The 17902-nt window shown below is 50.1% G+C and carries 16 protein-coding genes; 13 read left to right on the forward strand and 3 right to left on the reverse strand.

Annotation, left to right across the window (positions count from 1 at the left end):
- The first annotated feature begins 27 nt into the window (after window positions 1-27).
- The 3 genes from sat (at window position 28) to HJG54_RS31650 (ending at window position 3871) form a co-directional block, all read left to right on the forward strand.
- Window positions 28-1206: a sulfate adenylyltransferase gene (gene sat, locus HJG54_RS31640; protein ID WP_316435726.1), complete on the forward strand. Its 1179-nt coding sequence runs from the start codon at window positions 28-30 to the stop codon at window positions 1204-1206.
- A 262-nt stretch (window positions 1207-1468) separates the two neighbouring features.
- Window positions 1469-2038, forward strand: a complete 570-nt coding sequence (gene cysC / locus HJG54_RS31645) for an adenylyl-sulfate kinase (RefSeq protein ID WP_420717409.1) — start codon at window positions 1469-1471, stop codon at window positions 2036-2038.
- Window positions 2039-2053: 15 nt separating this feature from the next.
- Window positions 2054-3871: an SLC13 family permease gene (locus tag HJG54_RS31650; protein WP_316435729.1), complete on the forward strand. Its 1818-nt coding sequence runs from the start codon at window positions 2054-2056 to the stop codon at window positions 3869-3871.
- A gap of 5 nt (window positions 3872-3876) precedes the next feature.
- Here HJG54_RS31650 and HJG54_RS31655 read toward each other — a convergent pair whose 3' ends face one another.
- A complete protein-coding gene (locus HJG54_RS31655) occupies window positions 3877-4044 on the reverse strand; it encodes a hypothetical protein (RefSeq protein WP_316435730.1) in 168 nt (55 codons plus the stop codon).
- Between the two features lie 632 nt (window positions 4045-4676).
- Here HJG54_RS31655 and HJG54_RS31660 point away from each other — a divergent pair.
- The 7 genes from HJG54_RS31660 (at window position 4677) to HJG54_RS31690 (ending at window position 10801) form a co-directional block, all read left to right on the forward strand.
- Entirely contained in the window at window positions 4677-6434 is a 1758-nt protein-coding gene (locus HJG54_RS31660; protein ID WP_316435731.1) for a tetratricopeptide repeat protein, read from the forward strand.
- 255 nt (window positions 6435-6689) lie between these two features.
- Complete coding sequence (locus HJG54_RS31665; RefSeq protein ID WP_316435732.1) at window positions 6690-7184, forward strand: hypothetical protein; 495 nt, start codon at window positions 6690-6692, stop codon at window positions 7182-7184.
- Between the two features lie 232 nt (window positions 7185-7416).
- A complete protein-coding gene (locus HJG54_RS31670; protein ID WP_316435733.1) occupies window positions 7417-8106 on the forward strand; it encodes a ParA family protein in 690 nt (229 codons plus the stop codon).
- Complete coding sequence (locus tag HJG54_RS31675; RefSeq protein WP_316435734.1) at window positions 8103-9083, forward strand: ParB/RepB/Spo0J family partition protein; 981 nt, start codon at window positions 8103-8105, stop codon at window positions 9081-9083. The genes HJG54_RS31670 and HJG54_RS31675 overlap by 4 nt, the downstream gene beginning before the upstream one ends.
- A gap of 122 nt (window positions 9084-9205) precedes the next feature.
- On the forward strand, window positions 9206-9619 hold the full coding sequence (locus tag HJG54_RS31680; RefSeq protein WP_316435735.1) for a RidA family protein: 414 nt from the start codon (window positions 9206-9208) through the stop codon (window positions 9617-9619).
- A 400-nt stretch (window positions 9620-10019) separates the two neighbouring features.
- Window positions 10020-10532: an MgtC/SapB family protein gene (locus HJG54_RS31685; protein WP_316435737.1), complete on the forward strand. Its 513-nt coding sequence runs from the start codon at window positions 10020-10022 to the stop codon at window positions 10530-10532.
- A 65-nt stretch (window positions 10533-10597) separates the two neighbouring features.
- On the forward strand, window positions 10598-10801 hold the full coding sequence (locus HJG54_RS31690; RefSeq protein ID WP_316435738.1) for a hypothetical protein: 204 nt from the start codon (window positions 10598-10600) through the stop codon (window positions 10799-10801).
- Between the two features lie 120 nt (window positions 10802-10921).
- On the opposite strand, the gene HJG54_RS31695 is transcribed toward HJG54_RS31690, so the two are convergent.
- Entirely contained in the window at window positions 10922-12622 is a 1701-nt protein-coding gene (locus HJG54_RS31695) for an ABC transporter ATP-binding protein/permease (protein ID WP_316435739.1), read from the reverse strand.
- Between the two features lie 320 nt (window positions 12623-12942).
- Here HJG54_RS31695 and HJG54_RS31700 point away from each other — a divergent pair, with 320 nt between their 5' ends.
- The gene (locus HJG54_RS31700) at window positions 12943-13785 is read left to right on the forward strand and encodes a Uma2 family endonuclease (protein ID WP_316435740.1); all 843 of its coding nucleotides are present in this window, start codon (window positions 12943-12945) and stop codon (window positions 13783-13785) included.
- 32 nt (window positions 13786-13817) lie between these two features.
- Window positions 13818-14576, forward strand: coding sequence for a class I SAM-dependent methyltransferase (locus tag HJG54_RS31705; RefSeq protein ID WP_316435741.1), 759 nt, complete (start codon window positions 13818-13820; stop codon window positions 14574-14576).
- Window positions 14577-14653: 77 nt separating this feature from the next.
- Here the strand turns inward: HJG54_RS31705 and HJG54_RS31710 are convergent, their stop codons facing one another.
- Entirely contained in the window at window positions 14654-15589 is a 936-nt protein-coding gene (locus tag HJG54_RS31710) for a hypothetical protein (protein WP_316435743.1), read from the reverse strand.
- 314 nt (window positions 15590-15903) lie between these two features.
- Here HJG54_RS31710 and HJG54_RS31715 point away from each other — a divergent pair, with 314 nt between their 5' ends.
- Complete coding sequence (locus tag HJG54_RS31715) at window positions 15904-17889, forward strand: type I secretion C-terminal target domain-containing protein (protein WP_316435744.1); 1986 nt, start codon at window positions 15904-15906, stop codon at window positions 17887-17889.
- Window positions 17890-17902 lie beyond the last annotated feature (13 nt).

Consider the following 17902-nt stretch of genomic DNA (forward strand, 5'->3'; position numbering starts at 1 on the left):
AACCATCTTGTTCTCTTGGAGGCAATTTTGAATCACGATTTGAATAGCATTGCTCCCCACGGCGGCACTCTAATTAACCGTATTTGCACCCCGGAACAAAAGGCCCAATTTCTGGAGCAAGCCGATCATTTGCCGCGCATCTGTCTGAATCAGCGTGCCCTTTCCGATTTGGAATTGATTGCGATTGGTGGCTTTAGTCCGCTCACCGGGTTTATGGATGAGGCAGATTATCAGCGCGTGGTTGATGAAATGCATTTGGCTAACGGATTGCCTTGGTCGATTCCGATTACTCTTTCGGTTGATGCGAAACAGGCGGCCTGCCTCAAGGAAGGAGACTGGATTCGGTTAGATGATCCAAATAGCCGGTTTGCGGGCGTGCTGCAACTGACTCAGAAATATATCTGTGACAAAGAACACGAAGCTCAGCAAGTTTATCGCACAACCGATGAGAAGCATCCGGGCGTTAAGGTGGTCTATAGTCAGGGTGACGTTAATCTAGCAGGCGATGTCTGGTTACTAGAGCGCCGTCCCCATCCCAACTTTCCCACCTACCAAATTGACCCGGCTGAGTCCCGTGCCCTGTTCCGTCAAAAAGGTTGGCAAACGGTTGTCGGCTTCCAAACGCGCAATCCGATTCACCGAGCGCATGAGTACATCATCAAGTGCGCCCTAGAAACCGTAGATGGATTGTTTCTGCATCCCTTGGTAGGTGCAACCAAAGAAGATGATATCCCGGCTGATGTGCGGATGCGCTGCTACGAGATTCTGCTAGAAAAATACTTTCCGCTGGACCGTGTGATTCTGGCCATTAACCCAGCAGCGATGCGCTATGCTGGACCGCGAGAGGCCATTTTTCATGCGTTGGTGCGCAAAAACTATGGCTGTACTCATTTTATTGTTGGGCGCGATCACGCGGGTGTTGGCGACTACTATGGCACCTATGATGCCCAATATATCTTTGATGAATTTGCACCAGGTGAATTGGGTATTCAACCCATGAAGTTTGAACATGCCTTTTACTGTCAGCGGACTCAGCAAATGGCAACTAGTAAGACGAGTCCGAGTACATCAGAGGAACGGATTCATTTATCAGGGACAAAGGTACGAGAGATGTTACGTCGAGGTGAACTACCACCGCCAGAATTCTCCCGGCCTGAGGTGGCGGCTGAGCTGGCTAGGGCAATGCAAATTCCGGTTGGGGTTTAAATCCTAACCAAAAGCTTGAAGGTCCCTCTTATGAAGCTATGGTGTACACAGATCTCGATCGCAAATCAATGCAAGGGTTTGATCCCCCTAAATCCCCCTTATCAAGGGGGACTTCAATCCCGGTTTGTATGAGCTGCGCCCAGGCTTCGCCTACGGTTCCCCCTTTGGGTAAGGAGGGTAAGGGGGGATCTTCGACTGGTGTGGACACCGTAGCTTATGAAGGGGGATTTAGGAGGATCGGCAATCATCCGTATTAATGGCAATGGAGCAAATCATGCAGCATCGTGGAGTTACCGTTTGGTTCACTGGATTAAGTGGAGCTGGAAAAACAACCATTACTCAAGCCGTCGCTACCGAATTACGCAATCAAGGCTGTCGGGTTGAAGTCCTGGATGGAGATATTGTTCGGGAGAACTTGACCAAAGGGCTGGGGTTCAGCAAAGCAGACCGGGATGAGAATATCCGCCGGATTGGGTTCGTCTCGCAGTTGCTGACGCGCAATGGAGTCATTGTCCTCGTTTCGGCCATTTCTCCCTATCGGGCGGTGCGGGAAGAAGTGCGAGGTAAAATCGGGCAGTTTGTTGAGGTGTATGTGAATGCGCCGCTTGCAGTTTGTGAACAGCGTGACGTGAAGGGGCTGTACAAAAAAGCTCGAGCTGGCGAGATCCAGCAGTTTACGGGTATTTCCGATCCCTATGAGCCGCCTCTCAACCCGGAAGTGGAGTGTCGCACCGACCTGGAAACCCTGGATGAGAGCGTTAACAAGGTTTTCGCAGCTCTGGAAGAGATGGGCTACTTGCCGATACACTTCAGGGCTAAAATGGCTGTTTGAGATTACTGCGTTACTATGACTTCTTTGATTAATCCCATTGCCCTGACGTTATGCGTTCTGGTTGCTGCTCTTGTCTGTTTTGTCGCCGAGTGGCTCCCGGTAGATCTAACTGCCCTCGCCATTACCGTGGTGTTGATCCTGCTGGGACTGGTGACGCCAGAGGAAGGCATTTCTGGCTTCGGCAACTCGGCCACGATTACGGTGATGGCCATGTTTATTCTTAGCGCTGGGATTGCCCGCACGGGGGTAATTCAAGTGATTCGGAATTTTCTGATCCAATGGGGCGGCAAGAACATCAGCCAGCAGATTTTGGTGATGGGATTGATCGTGGGTCCGATTACGGCCTTCATTAATAACACGGCGGTCGTGGCGGTGTTTCTGCCCATTATAGAAGATTGGTGCAAAAAGCAGAGAATTTCCCCGTCTAAACTGCTGATTCCCCTCTCCTACGCGACGGTGTTGGGCGGCATGATCACGGTGATTGGTACCTCTACAAATGTCTTAGCTAGCGGCATTTCCAGTAAATTGGGCTATGGTGAGTTCAGTTTGTTCCAGTTCACGGGTTTGGGACTGATCACTTTTACGGTAGGGCTAACCTATCTGGCGTTTGCCGCCCCCAGGCTGTTGCCCAACCGCAAAGCGCCCGAAAGTAGCCTCAGTCAGGATTACAGCCTTAGGGATTATGTTAGTGAGGTGGTAGTAACGCCGCGCTCTAACCTAATTGGACAAACGCTGCGCTTAAGCGAGATTCAACGCAAATTTGACATCGACGTGCTGGAGCTAATCCGCGATGGTGCCCATTTTCCTCAGCCTCTAGCTGATAAGCTCTTGGCAGCTGGCGATATTCTGCTGGTGCGCGGTAGTCGAGAAGATTTGCTGAAAATCCGGGAAGAGCGAGGGCTAGACATGCTGCCGGATGTCAAATTTGGCCAGGGGCCGTCTGGTGAGGAATCCCTGGAGGCCGAATTGAGTTCAGGAGAAGAAAAAATTGCCGAGGTTTTGATTCTCTCCAACTCGCGGTTAACTGGCTCTACCCTCAAGGATCTACGCTTTCGCCAACGCTACAACGCCACGGTGCTAGCAATTCGGCGTGGCTCGGAAGTATTGCGGGAACGGCTAGGGAAAGTGCCCCTCCGGTTTGGCGATCTGCTGCTGGTGCAAGGGCCGCGAGAGAGCTTTTTGGGTTTACAAACAAGTCGCGAACTGCTGGTGCTAGAGCAGCGTGATGTGGAATCGCTGCGGCAAAATAAAGCCTGGATTGCCCTGGCGATTATAGTCGGTGTGATCGTGGTTTCGGCCTTTGACTGGATGCCGATTCTGGTGGCGTCGCTGACTGGCGTGATTCTGATGGTGATAACCGGCTGCCTCAAACCCGGCGAGCTGTATGGTGCGGTGCGGTGGGACATTATTTTTCTGCTGGCTGGTCTGATTCCGCTGGGAATTGCTATGGATAAGTCAGGTACGACCAAGTGGTTGGCAGATCAATTGCTATTGGCCGGTGGTCATTTGTCTGGATTCTGGATTTTGACTCTGTTCTATTTGGCGACCACGCTGCTGACCGAAATTCTGTCAAATAATGCCACGGTAGTCTTGATGATTCCAATTGCAGTGGAGGTAGCCAAGTCGCTGAGTTTGAATCCCTACGCCTTTATGTTTGCCGTTACGTTCGCAGCCTCCAACAGCTACATGACGCCAATTGGCTACCAGACGAACACGATGGTCTACGGTCCGGGCGGCTACAAATTCCTCGACTTCACTCGCATTGGCGCTCCGCTAAATCTGCTCTTGACAATTCTGACGCCGTTGCTGATTAGCTGGCTCTATGGGCTGTGATCGGCCTAGTTCGGATCGACTGTCTGGGCTGTTTGCTCCTTGAGGGACTTCTGCTGCAATTCCTCGACCAGCATTTGATTCTGGCGCTGTAGGTTGGCTAGCTCTAGCCAGTCCTGAAAGGCCCAAATTGCATCGCCCCAACTGCTGAGTTGCCGCCGCCGGTATAGATCCACGGTATAGATCCACGGGATAGATCCACGGGATAGATCCAGAGACAGATTGGCCGGTTGCCATGCTGTAATTTCCAGGTTCTCGTATAGCTGTATAGCTGAATTGTCTGAGGAAAATAGCGGGGAATTAAATTTAATCGGTAATGATTAAATTGGTAAGAATGCGGTAGAGATGAATCATGCCGCTGCTCGTTGGAAACAGTCAACGCAAGCTGAAATTTCTGATTAATTGCTTCAGTCCCGACCGATTGATTTTGAGTAATTGTTTGGATATTAGCCAGTAAACACTGCTCGGATGCTTGCCAACAGAACTTGAGAAGCTTCTGATTATAATCTAGTCAAAATTTAATAGCCAAGTTGGGCTGGGGCTTGAGAATTCGATCACCATTCTGCCTCCTGCTAAACAAAATCAAAATTAAAGATAAATTGAAGTTTTCACCATTCACCCATCAACTGATTGCAGTTTTAGCTATCTTGGGCATTGCACAACCACCTTGGAGTAGCATGGCATGATCGCTGTGATCGGTAGATTGGTGCACAAAGTTCAATGTTGGTTCCGTCAGTTTTCCAGAAATTCCTCTAGGCCACAGCTTCCCGCTAGTACCGCTTCATCCGATTCTGTTGCTGCAAACTCTTTGGTTCCAGAAACGCTGACTTTAGAATTACTTGAACCAGAGGTGCTAGAAATTGCAGCAGCGCCTGACCTTCTGCTGTCGCCGCCTGCTCTACCCGAATCCTCAGCTTCAGCAACGGACGATCGGGCGAACCAGATAACGTCAAGCGAGTCAGGGCTGGATGAAGCATCTGCTGATGAAGCCTCTAGAGCATCGACGCTGGAGTCTACCTATACGCAGCTATCCAACGCCCTGGAGATGGCCTGCACTGAACTTGATTCTTTAGTTGCTATCTACACTCAGCTATCCAATGCTGTAGCTGCCAAAAAACCAGCACTGCCGGAAGAGACTCCTGATGTTTCTGGCCAAATAGATGTTTCTGGCCAAATACCAGGCCAAGTATCTGAACCAGTGCCTGAACCAGTGCCTGAACCAGTGCCTGAACCAGTGCCTGAATCAGTGCCTGAATCTATCTCTAAACCAGTACCTGAACAATTTGTTGCCGAGAAATCCCGATTGCTGCCAGTTGGGGATGTAAATATAGATGTGAATCAAGATAGGGCTGCAGAACCGTTTGCTTTGGCGTTACTAAAGTCTCTTGCAGAAAATCTTGCACCTGAAACTCCTTCTATGCCACACACTCAAGCTAGCCGGCCTATTGCTGAACTCGAACAAGCGGTTGAACAAAATCCAGATTCCTTTTCAGCTCACAGCAACTTAGGGCAAGCACTGCTAGAACAGGGAAAGATTGAACCCGCCATCGCAGCTCTTCAACGGTCGCTAGACCTCAATCCTGACTTTGCCCTGACCCATGAGCGGTTGGGTTTTGCCCGTCTGCAGCAGAAACAGTTCGATGCGGCCATCGCCGCGTTTCAGCGAGCGCTAGAACTAGCTCCAACTGCAGTGGTCAGTCAGGATGGGATGGGGAAAGTGCTGTTGGAAAAAGGTCAGCTCGATGCTGCACTCAACTATTTTCGTCGTGCCCTTGAGTTAGATCGCACTTACCTGCCTGCGCTTTACAATTACGGCCTTGCTGCGCTGCGTAAAGGGGATCTAGATATTGCGATTGAAATCTTTAATTACTTCACGAAACGCTCTCCCCAGGATGCTAAAGCTCATGAAAGCTTGGGACGGGCCTATTTACGTCAGCAGCGCTTGACCGAGGCTATTGCTGCCTTTCAACGGGCTGTTGAGCTGAACCCAGAAGAATTCTGGGCCTACCAAGGCTTGGGAGAGGCTTGTTTGCAGAATCAGCAGTTAGATGAAGCGCGGCAAGCGCTCCAACAGACTATTGCGCTCCAACCTGACCTAGCGCTAGCCTACAATGCTCTGGGGCAGGTGAACTTACAGCAAAAGCAGTTGGATCAGGCGCGGCAAGCATTCCAACAGGCGATTCAGCTCGACCCCAATTTTGTGCAAGCCTATAGTGGCCTGGGACATGCAAGCTTACAGCAGGGACAGTTTGACGAAGCGCAGCAGGCGTTTCAACAGGCGATTCAGCTCGACCCCAATTTTGTTCAGGCTCATAACGGTCTGGGCCATACCTATTTGCAGCAAGGCCAGCTTGATCAAGCCTTGAATACCTTTCAGCGCATTGTAGAACTGGATCAAAAATGGCCTGCTGGCTACAACGGTCTAGGACGTGCCTATCTGCGCCAAGGCCAACTTGATGCAGCGATTGCTGCCTTGAATCGAGCGCTAGAATTAGATCCCAACCACACTCCGTCTCGGACTTTGCTGGAGCAGGCCAAGGCTAGGGCCAATGCGGTAACTGGATGATCAGCGTCAGCCTCCCCCGTTTCTGCTGCTAATCGATTACTATTTTTGAAAGCAGCGATCTGACGCCAGAGGAGCAACACAGTGATCATTTCCCATTCCAATTACCTATGCTGGTTCTGTGCTGCTCTGTCTAGATTCAAGCATCAACTTAGCTTCCTGTTCTCTCTGGGTCTCTGTGGTTGCATAAGCTTGTACCTCTGGCTAACCCTGACTCTGGTCAGTTGGGCTGCCCCAGCTGCAAATTCTAACCCATTCTTGAGCCTGGAGGATCTACCGGCGGAGTTTGTGGTGGCCTCTGAGGCGGAAGCCGAGAGCTGTCAGATGGCAGGTGAAAAGTCGGCGTTTGTGCTGAAGCAGCAGTCCCAACTGGTCGAGCTGATCTGTGTGTCGTCGTTTTCGCTGGCGGCGGTGAGTCCAGAGCCGGATCAGGTAGATAGGGTGCGACAGGTTTATGATGCAATTTTGCAGAATCCTGGAGCGCTGGTCGAACAGGCGCAGTCGATGGGAGTAGAGGGAGTCAAGACGCTGTCCCAGCTTCAAGACATCGGTGATGTGGCCAGCGGGTTCAGCAAAACCGAACCAGAGATTGGTCAAACAGATGTGGTGCTGTTCCGGCGGGGAAACCTAATCAACTCCGCACTAGTGCGATACCAGGTAGGACAAGAACCGCTGATTCCGCTGAAAACGGTAGCTCGCAAACTAGACCGCCGCATCGCTGAATTGACGACCTCTACGGCTAATTCAAACTAGTAACTGCATTGGCTATTTTTAGCGCCCAACCTAACCAAAACGTTTTGGTTAGGTTGGGCGCTACATAAATGCTTTTTCTGTGGAACATCTCATGAAGATGGGTGGATCCCGACGCTGTAGCCATGCTTCAGGGATTAGCATTACGTATTTTTTTGACAGCTTGATGCCAGATCAGAGAATTGGTGTTACCATCAAACGTCATGGCTAAACAAAGATTTTGGTTATTTAACCTATGCCAAAGGCTAAGTCTGCAAAAACGGCAGTTGCCCCTCAAAAATTGCCCAAAATTTTGGCGTTTGTGAATCAGAAGGGCGGCTCTGGCAAATCGACCGGGGCTGTGCATGCAGTTGATTGGTTTACGCAGAAGGGCTACACGACGGTTCTGGTAGATGCAGATGGGCAACAGAGTTCTTCGGGTTGGCTGCATGAACTCCAGCTTCCCTGCAAAGTGATTGGCGATCCAGAGGCGCTGTTTGATGAGTTGCCCAAGCTGACGGAGTATTACGATGTGGTCGTCGTTGATGGGCCTGGTAACGCTAGTGAGGTAACTAAAGCGATTCTGGTGCGGTCAAACTTGGTGCTGATTCCCTGTCGCGATTCCATGATCGACCTGGCCAGTACGGGCAAAATTGTCCAGTTTGTGCGTCAGGCCCGCGAGATCCGGGGTGGTTGGCCGGTAGCAGCTCTTTATCTGAATGCGGTCAAAGGAAACACGGTTCTGTTGCGAGAAGCAAAGGAAGCGTTAGAGGGTGGCATTTTGCCGTTGCTGAGTACGGTCCTGCCCGATCGGCAATGTATCAAAGATGCGCCGGGTCAGGCTAGTACGGTGTTTCGCATGAAGGGAACAGCACCCAAATCGGCAGCAAATGCCTACACCAAACTGTTGACGGAAGCTCTGAAGCTATTTGAGGCTGAATTATGACGACTCGTCGCAAGCTAAAGGACGCAATCGCTAGCAATCAGGAACTGAGCTTTGTGTTTGGGCAAACCGCTGAGAAAATTGTTCAGGCAGCGGAAGTGACAACAGAAAAGGAAGTTGCTTGGGATGCCGTGATCTGCTCGTTTAGTTTTGTTCCCGATGGTAAGCCAGTTCGCCACTATTACGATGCCGAAGAACTGGAACAATGGGCCTTTAACGACATCAAACCCAATGGCATCCGCTCGCCTCTTTGGGTGCGCCCTCATCCGATCCAACCCCAAAAGTATGAGCTGGTAGCCGGACTGCGACGCTTAAAGGCTGCTGGCATCGTTGGATTAACCACCGTTCCGGTGAAGGTATTTGACTGGGATGACCGAACCGCATTTCAGGCCGCAATTTCGGAAAATGCCAACCGACGCGATTTCAGCGCCCTAGAAGAGCTAGATAACATGCTGCGGCTGTTGGAAATTCAGCTCGGTCAGAGCACTGACGATGTGATCAGCCTGCTTTATCGGATGAACAACGCGGCCAAAGGCACAACTAACCAAAACGTTTTGGTTAGTTCCGAAGCCGAACTTGTGAAGCAAATTTTTAATTCCTTTGGTCGCATCACCTGGCAGTCTTTTGTAGCGACACGTTTACCTTTGCTGAAAAAGCCACCCGAAATTCTGCAAGTGATTCGCCAGGGCAAAGTTCACTACACCAAAGGCATTCTGCTGGCCGGGGTCAAGGATGAATCACAGCGACAACAGCTGCTTGAAAAGGCCGTGTACGATTCCCTTAGCTTATCTGAACTCAAAACCCAAATTAAGGCTCTTAGCCCTACTCCTGAAGCTACTGCCAAACCACCCAACTTACAGCAACGATTGACTCAGGTAGCCCAGCAAGTCAAGAAGAACAAGACGCTCTGGCGAGATACGGCTAAAACGCAGCAGCTTGAAACCTTGCTGAATCAATTGGAGGAGTTGCTGATGGGCTAATTGTCGGAACTATCATATTTAGAGTAATTTTTAGTGTAAGAAAAATAGAAGCCTGAAATAATGATGCGAGGTTTTGCGTGTGCAGTCTTACTTGTGAATAAGCACGATAGGAACGAACCGTCATGAATCGCCGTTTGATTTCTTCTGGATCATCGTTTGAAGCTGAAATTGGCTACTCCAGAGCAGTAGTAATAGGCGACTGGGTTTTTGTAGCGGGTACCACCGGATTTGACTATGGCACGATGACGATTGCTGCCGCTGTGGTTGAACAGGCTGAACAGTGTTTTCAAAACATCATTGCAGCTTTGGCTGAGGCAGACTGCACGTTAGATGATGTCGTTCGAGTTCGCTATATCTTGCCCAACCGAGATGATTTTGAACCCTGCTGGCGAGTGTTGCGCCAGTACTTGGGAGAGGTGCGACCTGCCGCCACTATGATCGTCGCTGGACTTTCCGATCCCCGGATGCGGATTGAAATTGAGGTGACGGCCTATCGAGGGCCAGATGCAGCTCAATCGGGGGCGCTTCCTGTTTAAGTGCAACGCCTACGACTCAGGGGTTGTCGAGCAAAGGTGGGCGGCATCAAATCTATATCTTTTGTCTAGTAATTTATCTGGTACAGTCTGGTAAAACTGATGCTGTCTCCTGAGATGCTTTGGATGCCAATGCCCAGCTTTTCTCTAGCCCATGCAGCAGTTCAGCTGTAAGTTCAGAAGCTCCAGTGAGCTGTTGGGTAGTTTCGACTCCTGTCTCCTCATGCCTCGGTAATCGCAATACGTTCTCTTCTTAACCCGATCTAACCCAAACGAGATATTAACTGTGGCTGCTATTTTTATTAACCTTTACTTAACCTAATCTTTACCAAATGGCTAAAGACGGGTCAAATGAACCGTTCTATAAGCGGAAGGTGGGTGATTTGGAATGGAGCAAATGTTCATGACCTCAAACGACTGGCTCGGTCTTGCAAGTAGACTGACGTTAGCCCTGTTGGCTGGCTGCGTGATTGGATTGAATCGCCAGCAGGGGGGGCGTCCCGCAGGCATGAGAGCATTTATGGTGGTAAGCATGGGGGCTGCCCTATTTGTGATGATTCCTCTACAGGTAGAAGGCGTAAGTCCTGTGGCTTCAATTAATGCCCTCAGCCGCACCATTCAGGGCGTCACCACGGGAGTTGGATTTTTAGGTGCGGGTCTGATTTTGCAGCAATCGTCGCAAAAGTCTGGTGAGGTGAAGGTTAGAGGGTTAACGACGGCAGCCTCGATTTGGAGCGCGGCGGGTCTGGGCGCGGCATTTGGCTGTGGTTTATGGCAACTGGGCCTGCTGGGAACAGGGTTGATGCTATTGACGCTGGGTGGTGTGAAGCGAATCCGAAAGCAGATCAAACTTCGCGCTTTGAATTCCGAACCTCATATACTTCACGACTCGGAGCGGCTGTTCCGTAGAGATTGAGTTTCAGGACTTCATTTAATTGCTAGTTCAGGTCGTTATTAGATCAAATTTAGATCAAATTTGGTATGGAACGGGAAGTCACTGACAGTGAGGGCATCACTTGGACCTGTATTCAGGCATTGAGCGGCATTTCTGACGATGCGGCTCAGGTGAAAGGCGAGGATGCGTATTGGGTTGTCTGTACACCGAGTGGAGGAGCTGCCTCAGTACGGCTCATGGTATACAGCACTGCCATCCAGACAAATTCCTGCCTACAAACATCTGACTGACTCTCAGCTGGAGCAGGCTATTGCGTTAGCCCATGCCATAATTGCCCAGCCCGATGAATACCTGCGGCAGTTGAACCAGAATAGTCTAGGTTGGCGTGGGCGGTTGTCGCAAAATGATTTTTAAACCAGCGCCTCTGATTGCTTCAGTTGCCAGGTTTGATCTTGAGCAAGTTCCAGCACGAGCGAGTGGTAATTTGCTAATGTAGCCCGATGTCCTACACTCAAAAAAGTGGTGTCAAGTGCCTGCAACTGTTGGTATAAGCGCGCTTCGTTATCCAGATCGAGGGCGCTAGTAGCCTCATCGAGAATGGCGTAGTTGGGTTTATTTAGCAGGAGCCGGGCGAAGGTCAGACGCTGCTGTTCACCGAGAGAGAGCACATCGGCCCAGTCTTGTTCGGCATCGAAACCACCAAAGCGTTGGCTCAAATCGGCTAAATTCACCTGTTCTAGAATTCGCTGTAAGTCGGCATCTTCGATCTCCAAATTGGGATTGGGATAGAGGAGCTGATCTCGTAGAGTGCCCAGCACCATATAGGGACGTTGAGGTAAAAACAGAATTTGATCAAGGGGAGGGCGCAGGATCTTGCCTTTACCAACATTCCATAAGCCTGCAATCGCCCGCAGTAACGAACTCTTGCCGCAGCCGCTCGGACCCATAACCAATAGACCGGCTCCAGTCGGCAGTGCGACTGACAAATCTGCGACCAAAGTGCGCTGGTGATTCGGCGTCTCTAGTGTCAGATGCTCCAATGCTAGCTGGTCAGCAGTGGTGGTTTGAATCAGGCTGATGTCACTGCTCTGCTCGGTTGCTGGCTCCTCATCGAGAAATTCAGAAAACTGATACAACCGGCTAATTCCAGCCCCAAAGGTAGTCAAAGCCTGGAAACGAGCCACGACTACGTTGAGCGAGAAAAAGACGCGAATGAACGCCCCCTGAGCTTCACTGACTTTCCCAACTTCAATCTCTCCCGCAAAGATAGCCGGAGCCACGACCAATGCGGGTAGAATAAACGGGATAAACTCGTAGGCATTCGTCAATACGTTTAGATTTAATTCCCAGATCAGCAAGCGTTTAACGTTCTCAAACACAGCTAAAAAGCGCTGCTTAATCTGCTCTGACTCCTGTTCTTCGCCGCGATAAAAGGCAATCGCTTCGGCATTCTCCCGCACCCGCACCAAACCAAAACGCAAGTTCGCTTCTTTTTTGAGCTGCTCATAATTAAGCCGCACCAGCGGTTTGCCGAATACTACAGTGGTGGCCAGCGTACCCAGCACGGCATAGAGTAGCAGAAAGAACACCAGCGGTCTAGAAATGCCCCAGAGTACACCGCTAAAGGCAATAATTGACAGCACGGATTCAACGACCACCAGCAAAAGGGTAAGCGACTCTTGGGTGAAGCTACGCACATCTTCTGCAATGCGCTGATCTGGGTTGTCAATCTCGGTGGCGAACATGTGCAGTTTGTAATAGGCCCGATCGTGGAAATAATGATCCACAAACCGATGCGTCAACCAGCGCCGCCATTGCAAACTCAGCCGGTCGCGCAGATACTGATACCCTGCCAGCAGCGGAGCGTAGATCACCAATACGGCCAAAAAAATCAAAACCGTTTGCCAAAAGCGCGGTTCATCTTGAGCAGAAAGGGCAGAAATCAATACACCTCGCTTGTTGTTCAGCACAACGCTCAATCCGGTGTAGGCTAACAAACACAGCACTACGGCCAGCAATAACCCTCTAGCCTGCCATTTTTCATCGCTCTGCCAATAGGTTTTAGCAATCGTCCAAAACTGCTGGAACACCTTCAGATTCAATCGATCCATGATTCTTCCACCTTTTAGAATTAGGCAAATTAGAATTAGGCAAAACTGCCGCAGCCTAACTATACCCTCCCAATCAGGGCACTTTTCCTACTCAGGTACTTCATAGTGTCTAGCGCTTCATACCTCATCTCCCCAACTGCTGTATCTATGACAACGCTGCGCCGACAACGCTGCGCGTAGGCAACGACCCATCCACTCCCTACCCATCCACCCAACCTTGGAGAGTGTAGCATCGTATCCACTGACTTTTGATTAGACGCAGGTGTGAAATTTAGTTGATAATCTAGTGGATAATAAAGCATCGAGTTTGGTGATTGCCCATGACTCAGCAACTTCTAAACGATGACGAAATCGTGACTGAGCTGGATATCAGCCATTTGGTGATTGAGGACGATACCCCTGTGGACAATTTTCAATCTGAGGAGCAGCAGCGGCTGCTTGTGGAACCGCTTTACAGTTCTAAGGTATTGCCGACTCCGTTCTTAGCGGCGGCGAATGTGGGATTGTTCTATAAACTCAAAGGCGATCCGATTGTGCCGGATGTGATGCTCAGTTTAGGAGTGCAGCGTTCAGAGGACTACTCGCAACGGCGGAACCGGTCCTACTTTGTCTGGGAGTTTGGTAAAGTGCCCGATGTTTGCCTTGAGATTGTCTCGAATCAGGAGGGAGACGAATTGGTGCTGAGCCAGAAGTCGCATCAGAAGGGAAAAACGGTCAGCAAGAAAGATATTTACGCCCAGATCGGTGTGCGGTATTATGTCGTGTTTGATCCGCTTCAGCAAATTCAGGGCCCAGAGGAAATGAATGGTGCCCTTTTGCGCATCTGGTCGATTGCTGCGGATGGCTACATTGAGCTAACTCCACCGGAGGGAATTACCGCCGTAGGTCAATCGGTTTGGCTGAATGGGGTAGGACTTGGCTTAACTCTTTGGGAGGGTCAGTTTGAGGAAGAGATTACTCGCCTGTGGCTGCGCTGGTGCGACCGCGATGGGCAAGTCATTCCAACCGGAGCCGAACGAGCCAACCAAGCCGAAACACGAGCGAATCAGGAGGAAACGCGAGCCAACCAAGCTGAAACGCGAGCCAACCAAGCAGAGGCAAGGGCCAGACTATTAGCCGAACAACTCCGTGCTTTGGGCATCAATCCTGATGAAATTGAATGAATTGCAGCAATCTCCCACCGGAGTGACTAGAAATGACCGATCCACCTAAACCGATTGGAGAGCGGAATTATCAGCAGTTCGCTGAGCGTTATGCGGCTGCGGTTGAAACTAAAGCCCACAATGCCTATTATGAACGGCCTGCTACTTTGTCACTCTTGCCGGATGTAGCAGGGTTGCGGATTCTCGATGCGGGTTGTGGGCCAGGTATCTATAGCGAGTGGTTGTTGCAGCGGGGTGCTTTGGTGGTGGCTTGCGATGTCACGCCTCAGATGGTAGCAATCACCAAACGGCGATTAGGCATTCAGGAAAAACCTGAAGAGCAGCGAGTTAAGGTTTACCAGGCCGATATCACGCAGCCGCTCAACTTTGCTGATGATGGCAGCTTCGATCTGGTGCTATGTCCGCTCGTGTTGGACAACATTGCCGATTGGCATCCGGTGTTTGCCGAATTCGTTCGGGTTTTGCATTCTGGTGGCAGGTTCGTTTTCTCCTGCGGCAATCCCACCGCAGATTTCATCTATACCCAAAGCAAGCAATTAACGCTGGGCAATTACTTCGAGGTGGAACAATTCACAATGGAGTGGCGAGGGTTTGGTGAACCCTATCCGGTGGTGACATCCTATCGTCGCTCTTGGCAGGCGGTGTTAAATCCATTGATTGAAGCTGGTTTTGTACTGGAGCAGATTCTGGAACCGCAACCAACCGAGCAATTTCGTTTAACCGATCCGGTTGGTTACGCGAAATTAATGTGCGAACCGGGTTTCTTGTGTATTCGTGCTCGTAAACCATGAGCTAGTTCTTTGTGTTACTGAATGGGAATGCATCCGGTAAAAGAATTATTTGTAAATCTTTGATTCAAATTTATTTTTTAAGTGTCAGTCAATCTCTCAATAGTGTTGATGAATTGAATTGCTCGATGTTTATTTGATGCTCTCTCAACCATTGGATCAGTAAAATGTTCAACGAGGCCAAATGGATTTCCAGCAACATCAAAATAATTTGCCATATCCCAAGGAGTCACTACAACTTTGATCACAGAACTGAGAGTACTAGCCGTTTTCTGAATCAATCCGGCCCACCATCCAACTCTATGAGGTAGCTCTTGGGCAAGAAATTCATTAAATTCAGGAATAATTACACGCTCGACAGTTCGACGGGCTGCCTCGTTGGCATCATTAGCAGTAGATTGAAGCCGCTGTTCAACGTTATCGGTCATTTTGCTCAAGTAATCTATAAAACCCTGTTTATACGGAGCGACTTCCTCCCGTAACTCAAGAATTTGTTCGGGGTGAAGTTTTTCAAGCTGAGGTAGTTGATATTCTAGGAGCGAGGTGGCAAGAACAGTTTGCAGATGCTGGGTTGAGGTATTTCCTGGGCGAGATGTAATGAATTCAGGATCGGTCGTTTGACTGAAAAGAGCGTGCATGGCTAACGCCAATTTACCGCTGAACACTTGAGATGATGTAAAGTAGGGAAGCGATGATCCTAGTTCCTCTAACAATCGCTGCGCTAAATCGACAGGTTCATCTCTTTGCGCTTCTAAGGGTGGTGGTAAGACTTCTAGCACTCCTGCATTGAATAATTCTTTGTTGGCATTGATCCAGGAGCGGTAGTGGCGTTGCTCAATCTCAAGATCATCTAATTTATCAAACGGCCATCTAATCAACGGTTTTGCATTGGCGTCGAGGTCGTAAGGATGTGGTAAGGATACCTTATCGTAAAAGAGAGCGAGTGTGGTGAGTAGACCTGAATCAGAGATCAGGAGTTCCGATGCGTATACACAATTGAAACTTTTGGCACGCATAGTTTGTAGCTTAACTCAGTTGGGATGTAATTCAATCAAGCTAGAACGTTTTTCTGATTCTGCTAAGGAAACTTAATACATTCAAATAAAACACGTTGCTCAAAGCCAATACAGTACTGCGGTAGTTGATTTGTAAACTTTTTTTGATTCGTCCTGATGTCTCTCAGTTAAGCTGAATTTTGATCAAACTGCTTGCTCAGTCATACTTGTTAGAAAGTTCATCATATTGGGATACTATGCCAAAAACTATAAAGCAATTCTGAGTTGTATAATAAAAAGTTGAATAAAAGATCTATTTGTATATGAAATTTAGTATGAAAAATTCGCATGTTTCTACTGGCAAAACGAAAGCTACCCTGCGTTCTCTAGCTAATCAAAATTCCTATCAGGTTGGTGTCGCCAAAGCCAATATCACTCCATCCGACTGGCAAACGCGCACCTACTGGCTGGCTGGGTTTAACGCTGACCGACCGGCCACCCGCGTCAACGATCCGCTCTACGCCCGTGCGATGGTAGTGGATGATGGTGCCACGCCCCTGGCAATTGTAACGCTAGACTTGATTGGACTCAGTGCTCCTGATGTGCAGCGGGTGCAAGAGGCGATTGCGGCCAAGGTGCCCCAGTTAGCCAACCGGATTTTGGTTCATGCTACCCATACTCACGCCAGCCCCGATACGATTGGCCTCTGGGGAGGAGTGGGGCCGGTGCCGTTTCTGAATCCGCGTCCGCTCGACTATATCGAAACGATTGCGGCTCAAGCCAGCAAAGCGGTCAAATCGGCCTGGACGAATCGCAAAGCCGCCACTCTCAAAGTCGCCAATATTGACCAGAAAGTGCTGCAAGACTTGGTAGTAGACTATCGTCCACCCGATGTTTTTGATCCAGCGGCGCGATTGCTGGTGTTCTCGTCAGGTCAACAGGTGGTGGGTACCCTGGTAAACTGGGCCAGTCATCCGGAGGTGCTGGGGGAAAAGAATCAGGCAATCACGGCTGATTTCGTTAAATGGGTCGTAGACGAGATGGAGGCCAAACTGGGTGGGCAGACCCTATTTGTGAATGGGGCTGTTGGCGGACTGTTGACCAGCGAAAGCGGTGATGTTTTGCCGAACCTACCGCGTAAATCCTTTCAAAAAGCTGAAGCGATTGGTCGTCAAGTGGCACAGCGCCTGCTGAAGCAGTTGAATAATCCGGGTGCAACCGACCGGATCGAACCCCTCAGCCAACTGTCGCCGATCGAATACCGCAGCCGCACGTTCTATTTGCCAGTTGAAAATCCGCTCTACATCAGCGCCAAATCCCTGAACCGAATTCCTACGCCTACTTTCCGGCAGGACCAGATTCCGACTCCAGAGCGGAGACGAGCTGCGGGTTCACAAACCTTGTATGTCAAAACCGAGGTGAACTATGTTGATTTTGGTGCGGTGTCGTTTCTGACGATGGGCGGGGAGCTATATCCCCAGTTGCTAGTGGGCGGCATTGACCCAACGATTGGTACTGCACCCTACAATCAGGCCCCGTTGGAACCACCCTTAGTCAACCACCCCGACTGGGCCGAAGACCCATTCAAGTTTTTCTTTGGCCTCACCAATGATTTCCTGGGATATTTTGTACCGCAAGCTGAATGGGACGGATGGTTTGAGGGCTACTATGGGGAGCAATTTTCTCCCGCTCCTGATGCGGGCACCATCCTGTCGGAAAATCTGCGCTGGTTGCTGGCGGGCTACGAAACGGATGAATATCCCACTGTACCGGGCTTGACTAGTATCAACGGTGGTATCGGCAACGACACGCTCAATGGCAGCAGTGGAGCCAATATTCTGAACGGCTATCAGGCTGCGGATGTCCTGAATGGGAACGACGGCAACGATATCCTCTATGGTGGCAGTGGAGCTGATACGCTCAGAGGCGGCAATGGAGCCGATAAGCTCTACGGCAAAATTGGACGAGATACCCTCTTGGGCAACGGCGGCAATGATATTCTGATTGGCGGACTGGATGGCGATACGCTCACGGGTGGCATCGGCAACGACCGCTTTGTCTATCAGCAGCTCGGCGACCGTCAGGACCAGATCACTGATTTCAACCCAAATCAGGACCGGATCGACCTGAGCCAGATTTTTGCCAATCCGGCTTACACCAGCAACGCCCGCTTCCGAGACTATGTACGTCTAGTGCAAAGCGGAGCGAGTGTGACGGTACAAGTTGATGCGAATGGCGGCAGCTCTGGTTCGTTCAAGGTCTTGGTGACATTGGCGAATATGACTGTAGATCGCCTTGGTGCTGCTCAATTCTTACTGTAGGTCGGTAGCGATC

The sequence above is a fragment of the Leptolyngbya sp. NK1-12 genome (assembly GCF_032598965.1).
GTDB lineage: Bacteria > Cyanobacteriota > Cyanobacteriia > Elainellales > Elainellaceae > Elainella.